Raw genomic sequence first — 17,527 nt, 5'->3', positions numbered from 1 at the left:
ACACAACTCAGTGACCCGCGAGCTGCTGATCCAGCTCCTGGATCTTGTGCATCATCCCCGTCAACGACTCCGACATGCTCTGGATCCCGTCCACCGCATGCTTCAGACCCGTCGTCAGCTCCGTATACCCCTGACCGAACTTCCCCGACGCATGCTGCGTCTTGAAATCCTCACCCAGCAGGTTGTCCACCTGCCCCTTCAGCTTGTCCAGCTGACCCTGAATATCATCACGAGCCTGCGACAACGACGACGCCACCTGCTCCATCTCCGCATAAGACGCACCGAAATCAGCCACGTCACACCTCCGATAATCCAAGAACCGGACCCCACCGGCCCGACCACGACAACGCTAACAAGGCCCCTCGCACGGCGTCGATGGGGACAACTCCCCATCGACCGGCGTCACTCCGGCTCGGCGTGCTCCGGGTCTCCGACGTCCAGCAGGGCGAGATCGCCCTTGCCGACCAGACGCGACGCGATCACATGCTCGACCAGGCGGGCGCGTCGGTTCGTCGCGGATCCGCCCACGCCGCCGCGCATGCCCGGCACCCCGATGCGGTCGAACTTGTCGCAGACGTTGTCGAGCTTGCGGTTGAACCGCGTCACCGTCCAGCCCAGGCGGGCGGCGGCGTCGGCGCTGGACGGGATGGCGCTCATGCCGGTGCCGTCCCGGCGCAGCAGCGGCTCCGCCAGGGCGACGAGCAGCTGCTTCTGGCTGAGCGTCAGCGGCACCTCTCCGATCGTCGAGTCGCCGTCGATCTCGCGCTCGCGGCGCGTCTCGCGGAACGTCGGCTCGGCGGCGTGGATCGTGAACTCGTACGTGGTCGGCCCGGCGGAGAAGACGACGCTCGTGGTCGCGAACACGATCGGGAGGCGCGCCCCGGGAGCCAGCCAGGCCTGGACGCCGCCGGTCGCGTCGGTCACAGTGGCCTGCAGCCGCGCACCGATGTTCGCGAGCCACCACAGACCCCCCGATTCCGCGATCTCGAGGAAGTGGCGGTGCAGGAACAGATTGTCGTCGATGGCGAGGTCGCCTTCGCGTCCCACCACGAACCTGCCACCGGGCTCGATCGGGAAGTACTCCCCGGCGAACTCCACCGTCACGCGCGCGCGGGACGGATCCTGCGTGACCTCCGGATCCTGCGTCATGGGGTGCATCCCTTCGCTTCGGACGATGCGGAGCCGTTCTCCCTGCGCAGGGCGACCTTGATGCAGGTCTTGCCGCCCGGCTGGGCGGGAACGGCGATCTCCGGCACATCCACCTTGGTGACATCGCCGTCGCCCTCGGCGGTGATCGCCGTGACCAGGTACGAGTCGCCCTTCTCCGGCTTCGGGTTGGTCCACGTGAAGCGCACCGACCCCGCACCGTCGGGCGTGCCGGTGATGTCCTTCGGCGACGCCGTCATGTCTCCGAGCGGATCCTGCGGATCCGCGGTCGCGGCGTCCGTCCGCACGGGCTTCGGCGGGTTCGTGTTGAGCAGGTTCACCGTGAGGACGGAACCGCCGATGAGCACCACGACGGCCGCTGCGGCGACGAGGCCCCAGACGAGGCCCCGACGGGACCGGCCTTCGTCCGGTGCGGACGGCGGCGCGGACGGCGCCGGGGGCGCGACGTCAGGGGGCGCCGGAGCGGGTGCGTGCGCGGGGCCCGCCGGGACTCCGCCTCCGGCGACCGGGCTCACGGTGCGGGGAGCGCGCAGCAGCGTGGGGGCGTCGTCGCCCTGCTCGGGCGGGGCGGGCGCGGTGGGCGGGGCGGGCGCGGTGGGCGGGGCGGGCGCGGTGGGCGGGGCGGGCGCCGCGGACACCGGCGCCGCCGCGGTCGCGTCCTGGGGCGTCCGGATGACGGTCTCATCGGACGCGGTCGCCTCCGCGTGCGCCGAGGCGGCCGTCGCGTCGAACCGCGGCCCGGGGGCCGGCGGCGCAACGGGCGGCAGCACGGGGCTCGTCGTCGCCGAGGGGCGCGTGGCGGTGTGGCTCGGGTCGATGCTGACGACCTCGCGCACGCGGGTCAGGCCGTCGTCGTCATCGTCGTGGTCGGGTTCGGGCTGATGGTCGTCGACGATGTCGATCGGGGTGACCGAGTGCGACAGCTCGATCTGCACCTTCTGCAGTGCGCGGGCGAACGCCACGGCGCTCCCGAACCGGTCCTCGGGGTTCTTCGCCATGCCGCGCTCGAGGACGCGGGTGAGGCTCTCCGGCACGTCGGCGCGGCCCAGTGGGGGCAGCGGCTCCGACTCGATGCGCGAGATCAGGTCGGCGCCGCTGTTGCGCTGGCCGGGCTTCTCGAACGGGCTGCGCCCGGTGAGCAGCGTGTACAGCGTGGCGGCGAGCGCGTACACGTCGGAGCGCACGCCGCCCTGCGGCGGGTCGCCGAACGACTCCGGCGGCGACCACGGAATGGACATGCCCGCGGCCTCGCTCACGGCGCCGGTGGTCGAGGCGATGCCGAAGTCGGTGAGCGCCGGCCGGTTGTACGCCGTGACGAGGATGTTCGCGGGCTTGATGTCGCGGTGCAGCACCCCGGCCCGGTGCGCGGTCTCCACGGCGCCGGCGACCTGCACGCCCACCCGGAGCGCCTCCGCGACGCTGAACGGCTCCTTGCGCGCCCGCTGCTGCAGGTTCGGGCGCGGGCAGTACTCCATGACGAGGTAGGGGCGACCATCGGCCGCGACCCCGGTCTGGTAGATCGTGACGATGGCGGGATGCGTCGAGAGCATCGCCATGACGTTCGCCTCGTCGGCGAACTCCTGCGCCGCACCGGACGCGAGGCGGTCCGCGAGCAGCACCTTGACCGCTACGCGCCGGCGCGGCTGCTGCTGCTCGTACAGGAACACGTCGGCGAAGCCGCCGGTGCCGAGCGGCTCGACGTAGTCGAAGCCCTCCAGCTGCGGCGGCGGGGACGGCGGACGGCTCACGGCAGCTCCTCGAACGCGACGGTCACGCCGTCGCCGAGGTCGATCACGTCTCCGGTGACCACGACGGTCTGCTCGCCGGGATGCAGCCGCACCGGCTCGGCGCCCGGGCGCAGCAGCGTGGATCCGTTCGTGGTGTGCAGATCCAGCACGACCACGGCATCGGCCTCGGGACGGATCTCGAGGTGGCTGCGGGAGATGTCCTGCTGCGGGCTGTCGACCGCGACGAGGTGCGGCAGGGTCGCGCCGCTGGAGCGTGTGGCGCGCGGGCGTCGGCCGATCACCACGGTGCGGTCGAGGGCGATCACCTGCCCGGTGGACAGTCGCACCCGTGGGCCGGAGGCCGCGACGGTGCCGGGCGCCGGGACCGGCTCGGCCGCGCGCTCGGGCTCGACGGTGATCCCGGGGACGGCCGACACCGGCACGGGCACGGACTCCGCCGCGACCGGGTCGCCGGCCGGCCCATCGGGAAGACCGCGCAGCGCCCGCGCCTGGGCGAGAGAGATCGTCGCGCCGTCGTGATCGCCGTCGTCGAAGGCGTCCTGGCCGGCGCCGACCGTCAGGGGCGCGGCCGCCGCCGGGGTGAAGTCGAGGGTGTGCCCGCCGAGCGGCGCGGCGATGGTGTCGGCCGGCGGGAGCATCGTCTCCACCGCGGCCGGCGCACTGAGCACCGTGTCGTCGATGTCCTCGTCGTCGCCGAGGTCCGCCGCGCGGTGGAGCGCCGGCTCGGCGCCGTCGGGGGCCCCTTCGACAGGCTCAGGGACCGGAGAGCGCTCAGGGACCGGAGAGGGCTCAGGGACCGGAGAGGGCTCAGGATCCTCCGTGGAGGTCCCTTCGACAGGCTCAGGGACCGGGGAGGGCTCCGACGCCGGGGTGGGATCGGAAGCGGGAGTCGGATCCGGATCCTGGGTCGTGATCCCGGTGGTGGTGCTCGTCGAGGCGACGTCGACGGCCGCGGGCTCATCGGACGGCCCCTCGGTCGCTGAGCTCGTCGAAGCGACCTCACCCGTCGTCTCGTCGCCCCGCTCCTCGCTCGGCCGATCGAGGTCGGCGGCGGCGGCGCCGGCGGCGACCACGCCGGCGCGCACGACGCCGGCGACGATCGGCAGCGCCGGATCCTCCCCGGCGTCCTCGACGCGGATCTCGATCCCGGTCATGGTCGGAACGAAGCGCTCGCTCCACGTCGTGACCTCGGCGCCGCTGATCTCGCGCTCGTCGTCCGCGGTGACCACGCGCGCGAGCACCCGCCCGCGCACGGCGATGCGGGCGTCGTCCCCCTCACGCACGACGGCGGCGAACGGCGGGATGGCGGAGAAGGATCCGCCTCCGGCGGCGGTCAGCGCGTCCACGACCTCGGCGAACGACACGTCGTCGGCGACGACCCGCTCCCACAGGCCGGCGACGAGCGCGGCGGCCGCATCCGGCGGCAGCGCAACCACGGCCCGCGGGCCGATCAGCGCGTACCAGGACCCTGCGCGGTAGACGGTGTTCATCAGCGCATCCCTCCCATGGCCTCGGCACGCGGTCGCGTGTCGGAGTCGATGTCCTCGTCGTCGATGCCGACCGTGCCGTCACTGCCGGGGCGCGTGGTGACGTGCACCGCGTCCACGACGACGGCGGTCACGTTGTCGCGCCCGCCGAGTTCGAGGGCCCGGTCGATCAGACGGTCCGCGGCGGTCTGCGGATCCTCGTGGACGGTCAGCAGCGTGCGGATCTCGTCGTCGTCCACCTCGCTGCTGAGCCCGTCGGAGCACACCAGGATCCGATCGCCCACCCGCGCCGGGATCATCCAGTAGTCGGCCTCCCCGGTACTGCCGGCGCCGATCGCCCGGGTGATGATGTTGCGGCGGCGGTCCTTCGCGGCGTCCGCAGCGAGGAGCTCGCCGGAGTCGATGAGCTCCTGCACCACGGAGTGGTCGACGGAGATCTGCTCCAGCGCACCGCCGGAGAGCCGGTAGGTGCGCGAATCGCCGATGTTCAGGGCCAGCCAGTATCCGACGCCGTCGACGGCGGCGATCGTCACACCGCTGAGCGTGGTCCCGGCCTTCGACGCGCCGGGCCCCCCGATCACGTCGACGGCCGCGCGCACCCGGGCCAGCGTGAAGCTGACGTCGTCGATCGTGAGCACCGGCCGGCCGCGCAGCTGCGCGAAGCCGTCGATCACGGTCGTGCTGGCGATGTCGCCCGCCTGGTGCCCGCCCATGCCGTCGGCGACGAGGAACAGGGGGGCCTGCGCGAGCAGCGCGTCCTCATTGAGCGAACGGCGCAGCCCGGTGTGCGTCGCCGCTCCCGCCCGGGCCACGATCGGCGGCGTCATGCGTAGCCGCCGACGGTCACGATCCGGTCGCCGATCTCGATGGCGTCGCCGAGGCGGATCCGCACGCGCTCGCCGGGCGGGCAGGCGATCCGCACGCCGTCGCGGACGATCGTCATGCCGTTGGTGGAGTGCCGGTCCATGACCCACCCGCCGGCGGCCTCCGCGGCCGCTTCGAAGTGCGTCTTGGACAGCGACAGCGTCTCGTCGCGGACAACGACGACCGTCGCGCCGGCCTCGGGTGCGGGGTTGCGGCCGAACAGCGTGCGCCCTGAGACGGTGGCGCGAGCGCCGTCGTCCCAGACGAACTGCAGGCGGTGCCCCGGGATCGAGATCCGGGTCTCCTCGGGGTCGTCGTCCTCTGCGGGCTGCACGACCGGCGTCTGCGCGAGAGCGTCTGCGACGGACGCGGGAGGGGCGCCCGGCGCCGGCGGGCGTGCCGGCGTCACGGTCTCGGGCCCCGAGACGACGGGCGCGGCCGGCGCGGGCACCGAGGGGCTCACCCCCGGGACGACCGTGATCATCGCGCTCTCGTGCGCGGCGTCGGCGGCGGCCTGCGCGACGGGCGACAGCACCGTGGCGTCGTGCGGATCCACCTCGGCCGCCGCGTCGGCGACGGGAGCGCCGGTGCTCGGTGCGTGCGGCAGGGTGTGCCCGGCGGCGCCCCGGGGTGCGGCCGGGGTGGCCGGCGGCGCGAACGAGGCCGCGGGGGCGGGCGACGACGCGGGGGCGAACGGGCCCGCGGGCGACGCCGCGGCGGGCGCAGGAACGAACGGGTTCGCCGGTGCGGCACCGGGGACGGTGGCGTTCGCCGGCGCGGTGCCGGGGACGGTGGCCAGGGACGGGGCGGCGGGCGCAGCCGCGGTACCGGACGCCGCGGGGGCGGGGACAGCCGCGCCGCGCATGTCGCGCACGAGCGCGCCCGCGGCGCGGTCGTGCCAGCCCTGGAACCGTCCGGATCCGTCGAACAGCGGCGTGAAGTAGCCGACCACGATCGCCGTGCTCAGCCCGAACACGATGTTGCGCAGCAGCGCCCGGCCGAAGCCGAGCGCCGCCTCACTGCCGTCGCGCACGACCCGCAGGCGCATGATCCGCATGCCGACCGAGGCGCCCGCGCCCTGCAGGAACGTCGAGACGACGAACCAGATGGTGGCCAGCCCGAACGTCACCCCGAGGCCGAGCAGCATCGTGGTCAGCAGGCCGGTCAGCGTGTCCGACTTCGCGGACATCGCGATCGCTCCGGAGACCGCGTAGCCGACGATGAGGATCACCGCGGAGATGGCGAGGTCGATCCCGCAGGCGATCGCGCGACGAGAGACGGGAGCGATGGGTCCCACCGGGTTCGTGGTCATGGTGTCTCGCACTCGGATCCGGGGCGTGCGGCTCGGGTGCCGCCCTGCTGCCCTGCAGTGCTCTCGATCGTGCCAGGTGCGCCCGAACTCGCGCCAGAGCCGCTGCCGGGCCGGCGGATGCGCTCGGAAGCGGCATCGCGCAGCCCCTGCACCCCGGCGGACAGCCGGGATCCGCCGAGCAGCGAGCGCAGGCTGAGTCGTGCGAGCATGCGGCGCCGCCAGCTCGCCTCCTTGCCCATCCCGGCCACGATGCCGTCGACCTCGCGCCAGAACGCGTCCACGTCCTCCGCGGTGGGCTCGGTGGGTCCGAACACCTGGGCGTCGGCATGGTCGGCCAGCGCGGTGACGGCGGGAACGGTGAGAGCGGTGGCGACGGTCCGCGCCTCCTCGGCGCGGGTGGCGCCGACGGGAAGCCGGGCGCCGTAGTCCACGGCGCGGTCGGTGAGCTCGTCCCAGCCGCCGCTGATGCGGTCGGCGGCGAGCGCGGCCGCGCGTCGCTTGCGCCGGCGGGCCGCCTTCCACGCGCCGATCACGACGAACGGCGACGCGAGGATCGCGAGGACCAGCAGCACGCTGCCGGCGATCCCGAGAACCGTGCCGATGATGCCGAGCAGGTCGTTCGGGCCGTCCTGGTTGCCGCGCTGATCGGGCACGCTCGGCGGGAGCTCCACCGGCTCCTGCGGCGGGGGCGGGGGCTGCAGCACCTGCGGCTTGGGCACGACCTTGGGCTTGGTGATCTGGTCCTGCGGCACCTTGTCCTTCGGCGGAGTCGGGTCGAACGGCACCCAGCCCGCCTTCTCGAAGTTCACCTCGACCCAGGCGTGCAGGTTGTCGCCGTTGGCGGAGAAGGCGCCCTTCTGCCCCTTCTCCGGATAGAAGCCCATGACCACCCGCACCGGGATGCCCAGCGAGCGCGCGGCGAGAGCCATCGCGACGGCGTACTGCTCGTCGTCGCCGATCATCTGCTCACCGCCGATCAGCGTGGAGATGCGCTCCTCGGTGTGCCCCGCGCGGCTGAGCGCTTCGCCTTCCAGGCCGTGGCTGAAGAAGCCCTCCTCGGAGAACTTCTTCACCAGGGCGCGCACCTGCGCGATCGGGGTCTTCGCGTCGGCGACCGTGTCGGACGCGAGCGCGGCGAGCTTCTCCGGAGCCTCCGCCGACTTCGGCATCGCGACCGCGCCGAAGTCGAGCCCCTCCAGCTCCCTGTCGGTCCAGGTCTTGGGAATCGTGGTCTCCACGGTGTAGGCGTCGCCCTTGCGCAGCTTCGGGGTGGCGACCGCTGTGCCGGTGGACTCGTTGTAGTACGTGCCCCGGCGCAGGACGTCGGCGTCGGATCCGTGGAACGAGATCCTGCTCACCTGCCCGGCGTCCGGCAGCCACACACCCTTGTACTGGTCCATCGTGAAGTCGAGCCTCGCCGAGGCCCCGGTCGCACTCGCCGACATGTTGTCGCGGATCGGGCTGAACGCCCCCGACGACCCCACGCCCTTGTCGGAGACGTCGTAGACGACCCCGTTGTACGCGTCCATCGTGCCGACCCGGATCCTGGCGCCCTCCGGCAGCCCCTTCACGGTGAACAGGGTGTCCTTGCGGTGGTCCTTCACGTACCCGCGGTACGACTGCAGCGGGCTCGCGTACTGGTGCACGTCGAACGGCGGCAGCACCACGTCGCGGAACACGTGCCGCGGTTCGGCGAGCGTGGTGGCGGCAGCCACGCCGGTGCCGGCGAGGGCTGCGACCACGAGCACGGCGGATCCTGCGAGGATGCGGCGGCGGCGCAGAGCGGTGGAGCGGGATCCGTCGGCGGCGACAGAGACGGCGGCGTCCGCGGTCTCACCCGTGCCGCGCAGGGCGAGCCAGCCGACCACCACGAGCGCGAAGGCGACACCCTGCGCGATCGGCGCGGCCGGGGCCGGCACGCCCATCGCGATCACCAGCATCAGATGCGCGGCGGCCGGGATCAGCGCCCACACCGCCCTGCGCAGCCGGAGCGCGAGTGCGGCGGCGACCACGCCGAAGACGAGGGCCGACAAGAACGGCACCAGCGCATAGCCGTCGCCGACGGCGACCGGTGCGACGGTGGTGAGCATCGCCTTCCAGCTCGTGATCGCGCCGGCCGACAGCGCGCCGAGCGTCTGCCCGGTGGGAACGACGCCGAAGAGCGTCGTCTGCGGCAGCGCCAGCGCGCCGCCGAACAGGTAGTAGGCGAGCAGAGTCAGCCCGGCGGTCGGCAGGATGCCCCAGCCGCGCCAGGCGCAGAGCAGGGCGATGCCGAGGCCGAGCACGAGCCCGCCGATCGCGGCCGGCAGGAAGGATCCGCCCGCGAACGACGGCCACCAGCCGACGATGCCCGCACCCATGAGCAGGGCGACCGCGACGAGGTCGACGACACGACGGCGCATCATGCGAGCACCTTCCCGAGGGCGAGCGGCAGCTGTTCGAGAGCCCCCACCGTGATCACGTCGGCGTCGCCGATGCGGCGCAGCGAGGGAGTCTCGCCGAGATCGGCGACGATCGCGAGCACGCGCGAGCCGAACGGCAACCGGGCGCACGCGGCACGCAGCTCCTCGGGGGAGGTGCGGCTGCCGCCCACGAGCACCACGACGCTGGACAGCGGCATGTGCGCCGCCACCGTGCCGGCGAGCGCGGAGAGGGTCCCGTCCTTCGCGCGGCCCTCCTCGACGCCGGCGAGCGAGTCGAGCAGCTGCTTGCCCGTGCCCGACGGCAGCGCGCGCCCCTGCACCCGCAGGTCGACGTGCTGCGAGTCGCGGATCGCACGCAGGCCGACGGATCCGGCCAGCGAGATCGCCAGCTCGAATTCGTCGGGCTCGGCGTACTCGGCAGCGTTGCGGCTCAGCCCGATCACGAAATGCGACCGGCGGGTCTCCTCGTACTGCCGCACCATGAGCACACCCGTGCGCGCCGAGGAGCGCCAATGCACGCGGCGAAGATCGTCGCCCGGCTGGTACTCGTTCAGCGCATGGAACGAGACGTCGTCGCGGGAAAGATCCGAGGCCGGCAGGCCCTCCAGGTCGCGCAGGAAGCCGAGCGACTGCCCGTCGAAGACGATCGTCCGGGGGTGCACGAACAGGTCGATGGGCTCGTCGCGGCGGTGCGCACGCTCGAAGAGCCCGAGCGGGTCGCCGCGCACGACGCTGACCGGGCCGACCGAGACGACGCCGCGCCGGTGCGTCGGGATCGCGAAGAGCTCCTCCGCCTCCTCGCCCGGGGCCAGCCGCTTGATGCCGAACTCGCCGCGGCCGGCGCCGACCGGCAGCACCACGCGGGACGGCAGGATCGCTCGCGTGCCGCGGTTCGCCAGAGTCAGCGCCCCCACCGCCCGCTCACCGACGACGACGCGGGTGCGGGCGAGGTCGAGGCTGACGTCGTAGGCGGTGCGCCCGATCAGGAACAGCGCGCACAGCGCCAGCACCACCGCGATCACGAGCGCGATCACGGCCAGTTCGATCCAGCCGAGCGGCAGGGCGACCACGAGGCAGCCGAGAGCGACGGCGCCGAGCACCCACGCCAGCGGACGCACGGCGGAGGCGATCAGGCGCAGCCGTGCACCCGCGCGCGCGAGCACCAGGGCGGCGATGTCGCGCCAGCCGGCCTCGCGGTCGGATCCGGCCGTGCGGTCGGTGCCGCGCGACGGGGCGGTCGTGGTCATACGTGCTCTCTGTCTCGGGGTGCTGTCATGGTCTCTTCGACAGGCTCAGGGACCGGGGGGGGTGGGGCTCAGGGACCAGGCGGTCAGGCCGCGGTGCGCGCCTGAGGAGCGGCGACCTTCTCGACCACCCGGGCGATCACGGTCTCGGCGGTGGTGCCGGCGAACTCCGCCTCGGGGTCGAGCAGCAGGCGGTGCAGCCACACGGGGCGGGCGAGCGCCTTCACGTCGTCGGGCAGCGCGTAGTGGCGGCCGTGCGCGGCAGCCCACACCTTGGCGATGCGCACCATCGCCAGCGCACCGCGCACGGAGACGCCGAGACGGATCGCGGTGTCGGCGCGGGTCGCCTCGACGAGTTCGGCGATGTAGCGCAGCACGGCGGGCTCGACATGCACGGCGGCGGCGAGGTCGGCCATGTCGGCGACCGCGCTGGTGGTGATCACCGGGGAGAGCTTGGCGGAGGGGTTGCGCTCTGCGGCGCCCGCGAGAATCGACGCCGTGACGTCGAGGTCGGGGTAGCCGATCGAGGTCTTGATGAGGAAGCGGTCCAGCTGCGCCTCAGGCAGCTTGTACGTACCCGCCTGCTCGATCGGGTTCTGCGTCGCGATCACGAGGAACGGGCGGCCGGTCTCGTGGGGGACGCCGTCGACGGTGACGCGGGACTCCTCCATGACCTCGAGCAGCGCCGACTGCGTCTTCGGCGAGGCGCGGTTGATCTCGTCGGCGAGCACGATCGACGCGAACACCGGGCCGCGGTGGAACTCGAACGTGTGCGTGTTCTGGTCGTAGATGGTGACACCGGTCACGTCCGACGGGAGGAGGTCGGGCGTGAACTGGATGCGCGAGCTGGTGCCCTGCACGGTCGCGGCGAGAGCCTTGGCGAGGCTCGTCTTGCCGGTGCCCGGTGCGTCCTCCAGGAGCACGTGCCCCTCAGCCAGCATCGAGGCGAGCACGAGGCTCACGACGTCGCGCTTGCCCTGCAGCGCCCGGTCGACGTTGTCGGTCAGGCGGCTGAAGGTGCCCTGGAACCAGGCCGCCTGTTCGGGGGTCATCGTCATGTCTGTGTGTTCCTCAGGAGTGGTGGGCTCGACTCGAGCCGCTGTCGGTGGTCGTCGTGGGTCTTGCGTCTACCAATGTCCCTTTGGCCAGAAGGTCTTCTCGGTATCGACGCTCCCGCCCCAGTTGAGTATGTCGATCCAGACGTAGATACCGTCCTGCCCCTTCGCGCAGGGGATCACCTGAGAGCCATTGCCGTCGAAGTTGACGGTGTATGTCCCCCCGATCTGACCGTCGACGCTCGAGTGGCATGTGACCTGCCTGTTCCCCAGCGAGAGGTTCTGGAAGTTCACTTTGAACAGCTGGCAGGGACCGTTGACGCATCGACCTGTGTACTGGCTGCCGTCGCCGCCCTCGGTCACCCACACGCGTGGCGCCGGCGGACTGCTGGTCTTGGCGGAATCCGACACGACGCTCGACTGCTGCCCGGCGGTGTCGAATGCCTGCGCCTGGATGGTGTGGGTCTGGTCGTAGCCGTTGCCGACCACCTTGGATCCGCTGTTCCCGAGCGACTGCCACCCGCCGCCGTCGATGTTGACCTTCACGGTGACGTCGCGTCCGTTCCGAGGGGGCGCGTTCCAGCTGAGCGTCACGCTCTGGCCGTTGTTCACGGCGTTGACGGTCGGGTTTCCGACCGGACCGTACGGCGCCAGCCCGCTCCTCGAACCGGCTGCTCCGGGCTGGGACTCCTGCCCGCCCACCACGGAGTAGGCCCGAACAGAGACCGTGTAGGTGTTGTTGTTCGTCGCCGGGATGTTGTGGCCGTCCCAGTTGCGGCTCCATCCACCACCGGTCGAGTACTCGTAGTGGACCTCAGTGGGACTTGCGCCGTTCGTATCGGAGAGCGAGTAGTCCACCCAGATGTTGTTGTTCTCCTCCCTGGAGGAGGTGATCGTGGTCTGCCCCGGCTGTCCGAACGCGCGCTGCGCGTTGGAGACCGCCGACCACGCACCGGCGCCGGCCTTGTTGTTGCCGCGCACCTGGAAGGTGTAGTCCGAGGTGGAGTTGCCGACGGTGACGTTCTGGCTGAGCGTGGTGCCGGGGATACCGGTGACCGTGCGCACGACCGATCCGCCCTGCATCACCTGCAGGTCGTAGCTCGAGACGGCATCGCCGTTCGCTCCCGCTGCCGTCCACGTGACGGTCATCTGCGACTGACTGCCGACCGACGGCGCGCTCTGCGCCTGCGGGGTCCCGGGCGCGGTCGGCGGACCGGCGGGCACCTCCGGGGCGGACCAGGCCGACCAGCTCGACGGCTCCGGCGCGTCGTTCACGGCCTGGATGCGCACCTGGTAGTTGGCACCGTTCTCCAGACCGTCCCACCTCAGGGAGTTGCCGGTCACACCGGTCTTCGTCGCGACCCCGCTCGGCGGCGCCGGCGAGATCTCCAGGTTGAACGCCTTCACCGGCGAGCCCGGCGTCGTCGGAGTGGTCCACGACACGTTCAGGGACTTGTCGCCGAACTTCAGCGTGGGCGGGTTCGGGGTGTCCGGTCGCGCGTCCGGGCGCGCCGGCGCCGAGGTGGGCGACGGCTTGCCCTCGCCCACGCGGTTCGTCGCGGTCACCGCGAACGTGTAGGTGACGTTGTTGGTCAGCCCGTCCAGGGTGCACGTCGTCGACGCGCACTGCTTGGTGTAGCTGCCCCCGCTCGTGGCGCGCACCGTGTAGCCGGTGATCTCGGCGCCGTTGTTCGACGGCGGGGTCCAGTTCAGCACCACTGTGCGGTCCTGCACGCTGGTCACCTGCGGCGCGCCCGGCGCGTCGGGAACGCCCTGCACCGTGACGACGATGCGGCCGTCGACCTCGCGGTCCGGATCCTTCGTCGCGTCCTGCACGCGATAGGTCGCCACCACCTGGCCGACGAACCTGCTCTCCGGGGTGATCACGACCTTGTCACCCTGCACGGAGGCGTTCGCGTTGCCGGTCTGCACATCGACCGAGCGGATCTTCAGCGGCTTGTCCGGGAACGGGTTGACGTCGTTCTCCAGGACCGGGATCGTGACGGGCTTGCCCTGATCGGCCTGCGGCACCGTGTCCTCGTTGGCGACCGCGAGCGGCCGCGTCGACGCGGCGACCGTCACGGAGACCGTGCCGGTGACCGGATCGGACTTGCCGTCGGTGATGCTCAGCTGCACGGTGGATCCGGTGCCCTTGGGGGTCGACGAGTCGGCCTCCACCTTCAGCGTAGATCCGTCCAGGCGCGCCTTGATCCCGTTCTCGGGCTGACCCGTGATCTTGTAGCTGATCTTCTTGGCGTCGCCGGGATCCGGATCCTTGGTGAGCGCCGCGAGATCGACCTTCTGCGCCTCCTCGCCCGGCGCGACCGACACCTGCGCGTTCGTGAACGCCGGAGGCTGGTTGTCCGGCGGCAGCACGGTGATCGGCAGGCTCAGGGTGGCCTTGCGGCCCTTCGGATCGTCCGGACCGGTGCCGTCGGTCACCTCGAAGGTGAGCGCGTCGTCGCCGAAGTAGCCCGGCTTGGAGGTGTAGACGAGGGTGTGCTCGTCCTTCAGCAGCGGCGCGCCGTTGCTGTTGACCGCGCTGACCTTGGCGGCCTCGGTGATGCGCACCTCGCCGCCGCCGGCCACGGCGACGTACTTCGACAGCGGCAGGTCGATCGTCTGGCCGCTCTTCACTTCGACCGGCTTGGTGGAGCGCAGGGTCGGAGCGAGCTCGGAGAGCGCGGGGACGAAGATGAAGGCCGACGCGGTCTGGTCGTCCTGGTCGGTCACGGAGTACTGCACCAGCTGGCGCTTGCCGGTGACCGTGACCTGGATCTTCCGATTCGACAGCACCTTCGCGGACGCGTCGGACACGCTGAGCTTGAGGGCGTCGACCGTGCCGTCCGGGTCCTCGTCATTGTCCAGCACCGGCACGTCGACCTGCAGGCTGTCGCCCTTCACGTCGGAGGCCTGGATGCGGTCGTCGCGGGCGATCGGCGCGACGAGGGGCACGTCCTCCGCTACCGTGATCTGCACCGGGGCGGTCGCCGTGGCCCCGCGCGAGTCGGCCACGGTGTACTGCACCGAGGTCTGCACCGGGTGGTTCGGGGCGGTGATGAGCACCCGGTCGCCGGACACGGAGGCTTTGAGCCCGTCCACGCCGGCCGCGGTCTCGATGCCGTTCTTCACCAGGCCGATGGTGTCGCCGTCGGGATCCGAGTCGTTCGTCAGCACGGCGACGGCGACGGTGCGACCAGGCCGCATCACGATCGAGTCCTTGACGGCGTAGGGCGCCTGGTTGATGTTCGCACCCGGGGCGATGCCGACGCGGATGGTGGCCGTCGCCTCCTTGCCGAGTCGGTCGCGCACCTTGTATGTGAACGTATCGATGCCGCTGGACTTGCCGAACGCGTCGTAGGTGAGGAAGTTGGAGCCGATCTCGGTGACCTGGCCCTGCTTCGGAGCCGAGTCCAGGCCGACGAGCTCCACCGAGTCGCCCTCGGCGTCGAGCCCGTCCAGCGGCACCGGGATGCGCACGCTCGTGCCGCTCAGGGCGCGCACGGTGATGTCGTGCGGCCGCGGTGCGGTGTTGGTCTTCTCGTCGACCGGGAGGATCTGGATCGTGATGTAGCCGGCCGCCTTCTGACCGTTCGAGTCCACCGCCTCATACGTGGCGTAGACGGTGCGCGGCGTGTCACCCGCGCGGAAGCGCACGGTGTCCTGCGACACGAACGCCTCGCCGTACTTCGGATCCACGAGCGGCTCCACCAGCTTCGGCGCCACGTGCAGCGTGGTGCCCGGCGCGTGCTTGTCGTTCGCGAGCACGGGGATCGTCACGACATCGCCCGCCCGGACCACGGCCGTGTCGTCGTTCGCGGTCGGCGGATCGAGTTTGGCGGGAGCCGGGATCGGGATCACGATCACATCGCCGTCCGCGGACTTGGATCCGTTGGAGATGCGGTAGCTGATCCGCACCGCCTTGTCGAGGTTGCCCTGGTCGGTGATCCGCAGGGTCTCGTGGTTCAGCACGGACACGCCCACGCCGCTGTGCGGCGGCACGGTCACGGACTGCACGACGAGGATCCCGCCGGCAGGGTCGATGTCGTTGTTCAGCACGCCGACGAGCACGTCGCCGCCGCTGGGCAGCAGCGCCACGTCGCGCACCGCGATCGGCGGTGCCGCTTCGGCGGTCTTGTCCAGCACGTCGATGCGGACCAGGCCCGGCACGGCGTTGGGCCCGGCGCTGACCAGGTACTGCATGTAGTAGGTGCCGGGCGCCTGCGACTGGAAGGTGAAGGTGCCCTCGGCGAAGTTCGGGGTGATCACGGCGCCCGGGGTCTCATCGACGCGGGTGAGGCGCAGCGGCTCCTTGCCGGAGCTGGAGTCGTTCAGCAGCGGCGTGGCCGTGACCTGCTCGCCGGCACGGGTCACGTAGTGGTCGGCGTTCGTCTTCGGCGCCGTCGTCCCCGCCGGGCGGATGTCCAGGTGGATGGTTCCGCTGGTGAGCTCGCCCAGCGCGTCGGCGACCTGGATCCGAATGTCCTTGCGCCCCGGCAGGCTCGCGACCGCACGATAGGTGAGCTGGCCGTCGGGCGTGAAGTCGACCTGGTCGCCAGGCGCGGCCTCGACGTCCTTGAGGTACATGTCGTCGCCGTCCGGGTCGATCCAGTCGGGCAGGGCGTTGTACGTCACCGTGCCGCCGGCCTCGACGAGCAGCGAGGGTGTGCGCTTCTGCTTCGGAGCCCCGTTCACGCTCCAGTCGTGCACGCTGACCGACGCGGTCGCCGTGGCCTTGCCGCCGCGGCCGTCATCGGCCTGGTACTGGAAGGATGCGGATCCGGTCGCCTTGTCCGGCACCGCGATCTGCAGCGCGCCGCCGTTGTTGATGGGCTGCACGTCGCCGATCGACGGCTGCTCCTGGGCGAGCGAGGCGACGAGCACGTCGCCGTCGGCGTCGGTGTCGTTGTCGAGCACCGGCAGCATCGTGGTGCGCCCGGGGCGCACGCCGAACTCGTCGTCGTGCGCGACGGGCGGCGTGTTCTCGGGTCTGCGCTTGGGGAGCGTGGTCTCGACCTGGTCGTCGGTCGTCTCGTCCTGCTTCTCGGTGTCGCCCTCCGGCGGGATGATGTCCTGCCAGTTGTCGACGCGCTGCAGGTTGTCGGTGGCCATCCACGCCGCGCCGCTCGCGGTGTCGTTGAGCACGACGACGTCTCGGTTCACGCGGAACACGAGCGTGGAGCTGTTCTCGGCCCCCTCGATCGAGGTCTTCAGGTCGTTCGCGGACCCGACGCAGTCCCGCAGGAACTTCGCGGATCCGCCCCAGGCGCCGTAGGTGCAGCCGTTGAGATACACGGGGGCGGCCGGTGCGCCTGTGCCCCCCGCGTCCTGGACCGCGGGCGCGGAGCCGTCGAGGGGCACCGAGATCAGGGCATTCGCCGTCGCCAGCACCGCGGCGTCGTTCTCGGCGGACGGCTGCTGCAGCACGGCAGCGTCGAGGTTCTTCACGTCCGCACCGTCGAGCACGGTGCGGTGACCGGCGGCGAACACGGTCTTGGCTTCGGCATCGAGGACCACCGGGGTGCTGCCGACCACCGTGATCGTGGGCTTCGCGTCCGCGCCGAGATCGATCTTCTCGGTGGAGGGGGACTCCGGCCTGCCCTGACCGTCCACGTGCACGGTGACGACCGTGCTGTCCTTCGCGGAGACCGCGTAGACGGTGCCGTCGGTGCCGACGGCGACGTCGGCCCGCGCGCCCAGGGTCGCCGACGGCTTCTCGCTCGCGGCCTTGAAGCCGCTCAGCGACGAGGCCGGGCGCACCCAGAGCTTGCCCTCCTTGGGGTCGAGGATCGCGACGGTCGTGCCGCCGAGGGCCGACTTCGCGCCTCCCGGAACCAGCACCGCGTCGCTGAGCACGACACGCGCAGGGTCGACGCTCGTGAGCGTGGACGCCATGTGATCCGTGACGAGCACGGTGCCGCCGGACTGCAGAACGTCGTAGTTCTCACCGCCGGTGCGCAGGCCGCCGTCGAGCACGCGGGACTCGTTGTTGAAGTGCCCGACGAGCAGACTCGAGGTCTTGGTGAGCCAGACGCCGCCGTCGTGCAGATCGACCTCGGCGGTGGGGTTGCCCTCGTAGGCGAAGGCCATGCCGGTGACGGCGAGGGCGGCGGCGGTCACGCCGGCCGCGGAGGCGAGAGTCTTCGGTCGCATCCGCAACCACGCGAAAGACTTCACGACGATTTCCCCCCGAACATCGAGCACAGCCGTCCCATGAGAAATTGTCA

The 17,527-nt window shown here is 71.7% G+C and carries 10 protein-coding genes; all 10 read right to left on the bottom strand.

Going from position 1 to position 17,527, the window contains the following annotated elements:
- Positions 1–7: 7 nt before the first annotated feature.
- A complete protein-coding gene (locus ACYQ1L_RS02025) occupies positions 8–295 on the bottom strand; it encodes a WXG100 family type VII secretion target (RefSeq protein WP_460002602.1) in 288 nt (95 codons plus the stop codon).
- Between the two features lie 107 nt (positions 296–402).
- Positions 403–1,158 (bottom strand): hypothetical protein, encoded by a 756-nt coding sequence (locus ACYQ1L_RS02020; protein ID WP_460002601.1) that lies wholly within the window; start codon positions 1,156–1,158, stop codon positions 403–405.
- Positions 1,146–2,915: a serine/threonine-protein kinase gene (locus tag ACYQ1L_RS02015; protein WP_460002600.1), complete on the bottom strand. Its 1,770-nt coding sequence runs from the start codon at positions 2,913–2,915 to the stop codon at positions 1,146–1,148. The genes ACYQ1L_RS02020 and ACYQ1L_RS02015 overlap by 13 nt, the downstream gene beginning before the upstream one ends.
- A complete protein-coding gene (locus tag ACYQ1L_RS02010) occupies positions 2,912–4,405 on the bottom strand; it encodes an FHA domain-containing protein (protein WP_460002599.1) in 1,494 nt (497 codons plus the stop codon). The genes ACYQ1L_RS02015 and ACYQ1L_RS02010 overlap by 4 nt, the downstream gene beginning before the upstream one ends.
- A complete protein-coding gene (locus ACYQ1L_RS02005) occupies positions 4,405–5,229 on the bottom strand; it encodes a PP2C family protein-serine/threonine phosphatase (RefSeq protein ID WP_460002598.1) in 825 nt (274 codons plus the stop codon). The genes ACYQ1L_RS02010 and ACYQ1L_RS02005 overlap by 1 nt, the downstream gene beginning before the upstream one ends.
- Complete coding sequence (locus ACYQ1L_RS02000) at positions 5,226–6,578, bottom strand: RDD family protein (RefSeq protein ID WP_460002597.1); 1,353 nt, start codon at positions 6,576–6,578, stop codon at positions 5,226–5,228. Before ACYQ1L_RS02000 ends, ACYQ1L_RS02005 begins: the two co-directional genes overlap by 4 nt.
- On the bottom strand, positions 6,575–8,983 hold the full coding sequence (locus ACYQ1L_RS01995; RefSeq protein ID WP_460002595.1) for a transglutaminase TgpA family protein: 2,409 nt from the start codon (positions 8,981–8,983) through the stop codon (positions 6,575–6,577). Before ACYQ1L_RS01995 ends, ACYQ1L_RS02000 begins: the two co-directional genes overlap by 4 nt.
- Positions 8,980–10,248 (bottom strand): DUF58 domain-containing protein, encoded by a 1,269-nt coding sequence (locus tag ACYQ1L_RS01990; protein ID WP_460002594.1) that lies wholly within the window; start codon positions 10,246–10,248, stop codon positions 8,980–8,982. The genes ACYQ1L_RS01995 and ACYQ1L_RS01990 overlap by 4 nt, the downstream gene beginning before the upstream one ends.
- An 83-nt stretch (positions 10,249–10,331) precedes the next feature.
- Positions 10,332–11,303 (bottom strand): AAA family ATPase, encoded by a 972-nt coding sequence (locus ACYQ1L_RS01985; protein WP_460002593.1) that lies wholly within the window; start codon positions 11,301–11,303, stop codon positions 10,332–10,334.
- 69 nt (positions 11,304–11,372) lie between these two features.
- Entirely contained in the window at positions 11,373–17,453 is a 6,081-nt protein-coding gene (locus tag ACYQ1L_RS01980) for an Ig-like domain-containing protein (RefSeq protein ID WP_460002592.1), read from the bottom strand.
- Positions 17,454–17,527: the final 74 nt, after the last annotated feature.

Source organism: Microbacterium xylanilyticum, from assembly GCF_054654695.1.
The sequence above is the reverse complement of the archived record's forward strand: the minus strand, read 5'-3'. Positions and strand labels throughout refer to the sequence as shown.

Excerpts from the sequence above, each read along its gene's own strand:
- ACYQ1L_RS02020 (WP_460002601.1), bottom strand. The coding sequence starts at position 1,158 with ATGCACCCCATGACGCAGGATCCGGAGGTCACGCAGGATCCGTCCCGC.
- ACYQ1L_RS01985 (WP_460002593.1), bottom strand. The coding sequence starts at position 11,303 with ATGACGATGACCCCCGAACAGGCGGCCTGGTTCCAGGGCACCTTCAGC.
- ACYQ1L_RS01980 (WP_460002592.1), bottom strand. The coding sequence starts at position 17,453 with ATGCGACCGAAGACTCTCGCCTCCGCGGCCGGCGTGACCGCCGCCGCC.
- ACYQ1L_RS02010 (WP_460002599.1), bottom strand. The coding sequence starts at position 4,405 with ATGAACACCGTCTACCGCGCAGGGTCCTGGTACGCGCTGATCGGCCCG.
- ACYQ1L_RS02005 (WP_460002598.1), bottom strand. The coding sequence starts at position 5,229 with ATGACGCCGCCGATCGTGGCCCGGGCGGGAGCGGCGACGCACACCGGG.
- ACYQ1L_RS02000 (WP_460002597.1), bottom strand. The coding sequence starts at position 6,578 with ATGACCACGAACCCGGTGGGACCCATCGCTCCCGTCTCTCGTCGCGCG.
- ACYQ1L_RS01990 (WP_460002594.1), bottom strand. The coding sequence starts at position 10,248 with ATGACCACGACCGCCCCGTCGCGCGGCACCGACCGCACGGCCGGATCC.
- ACYQ1L_RS01995 (WP_460002595.1), bottom strand. The coding sequence starts at position 8,983 with ATGATGCGCCGTCGTGTCGTCGACCTCGTCGCGGTCGCCCTGCTCATG.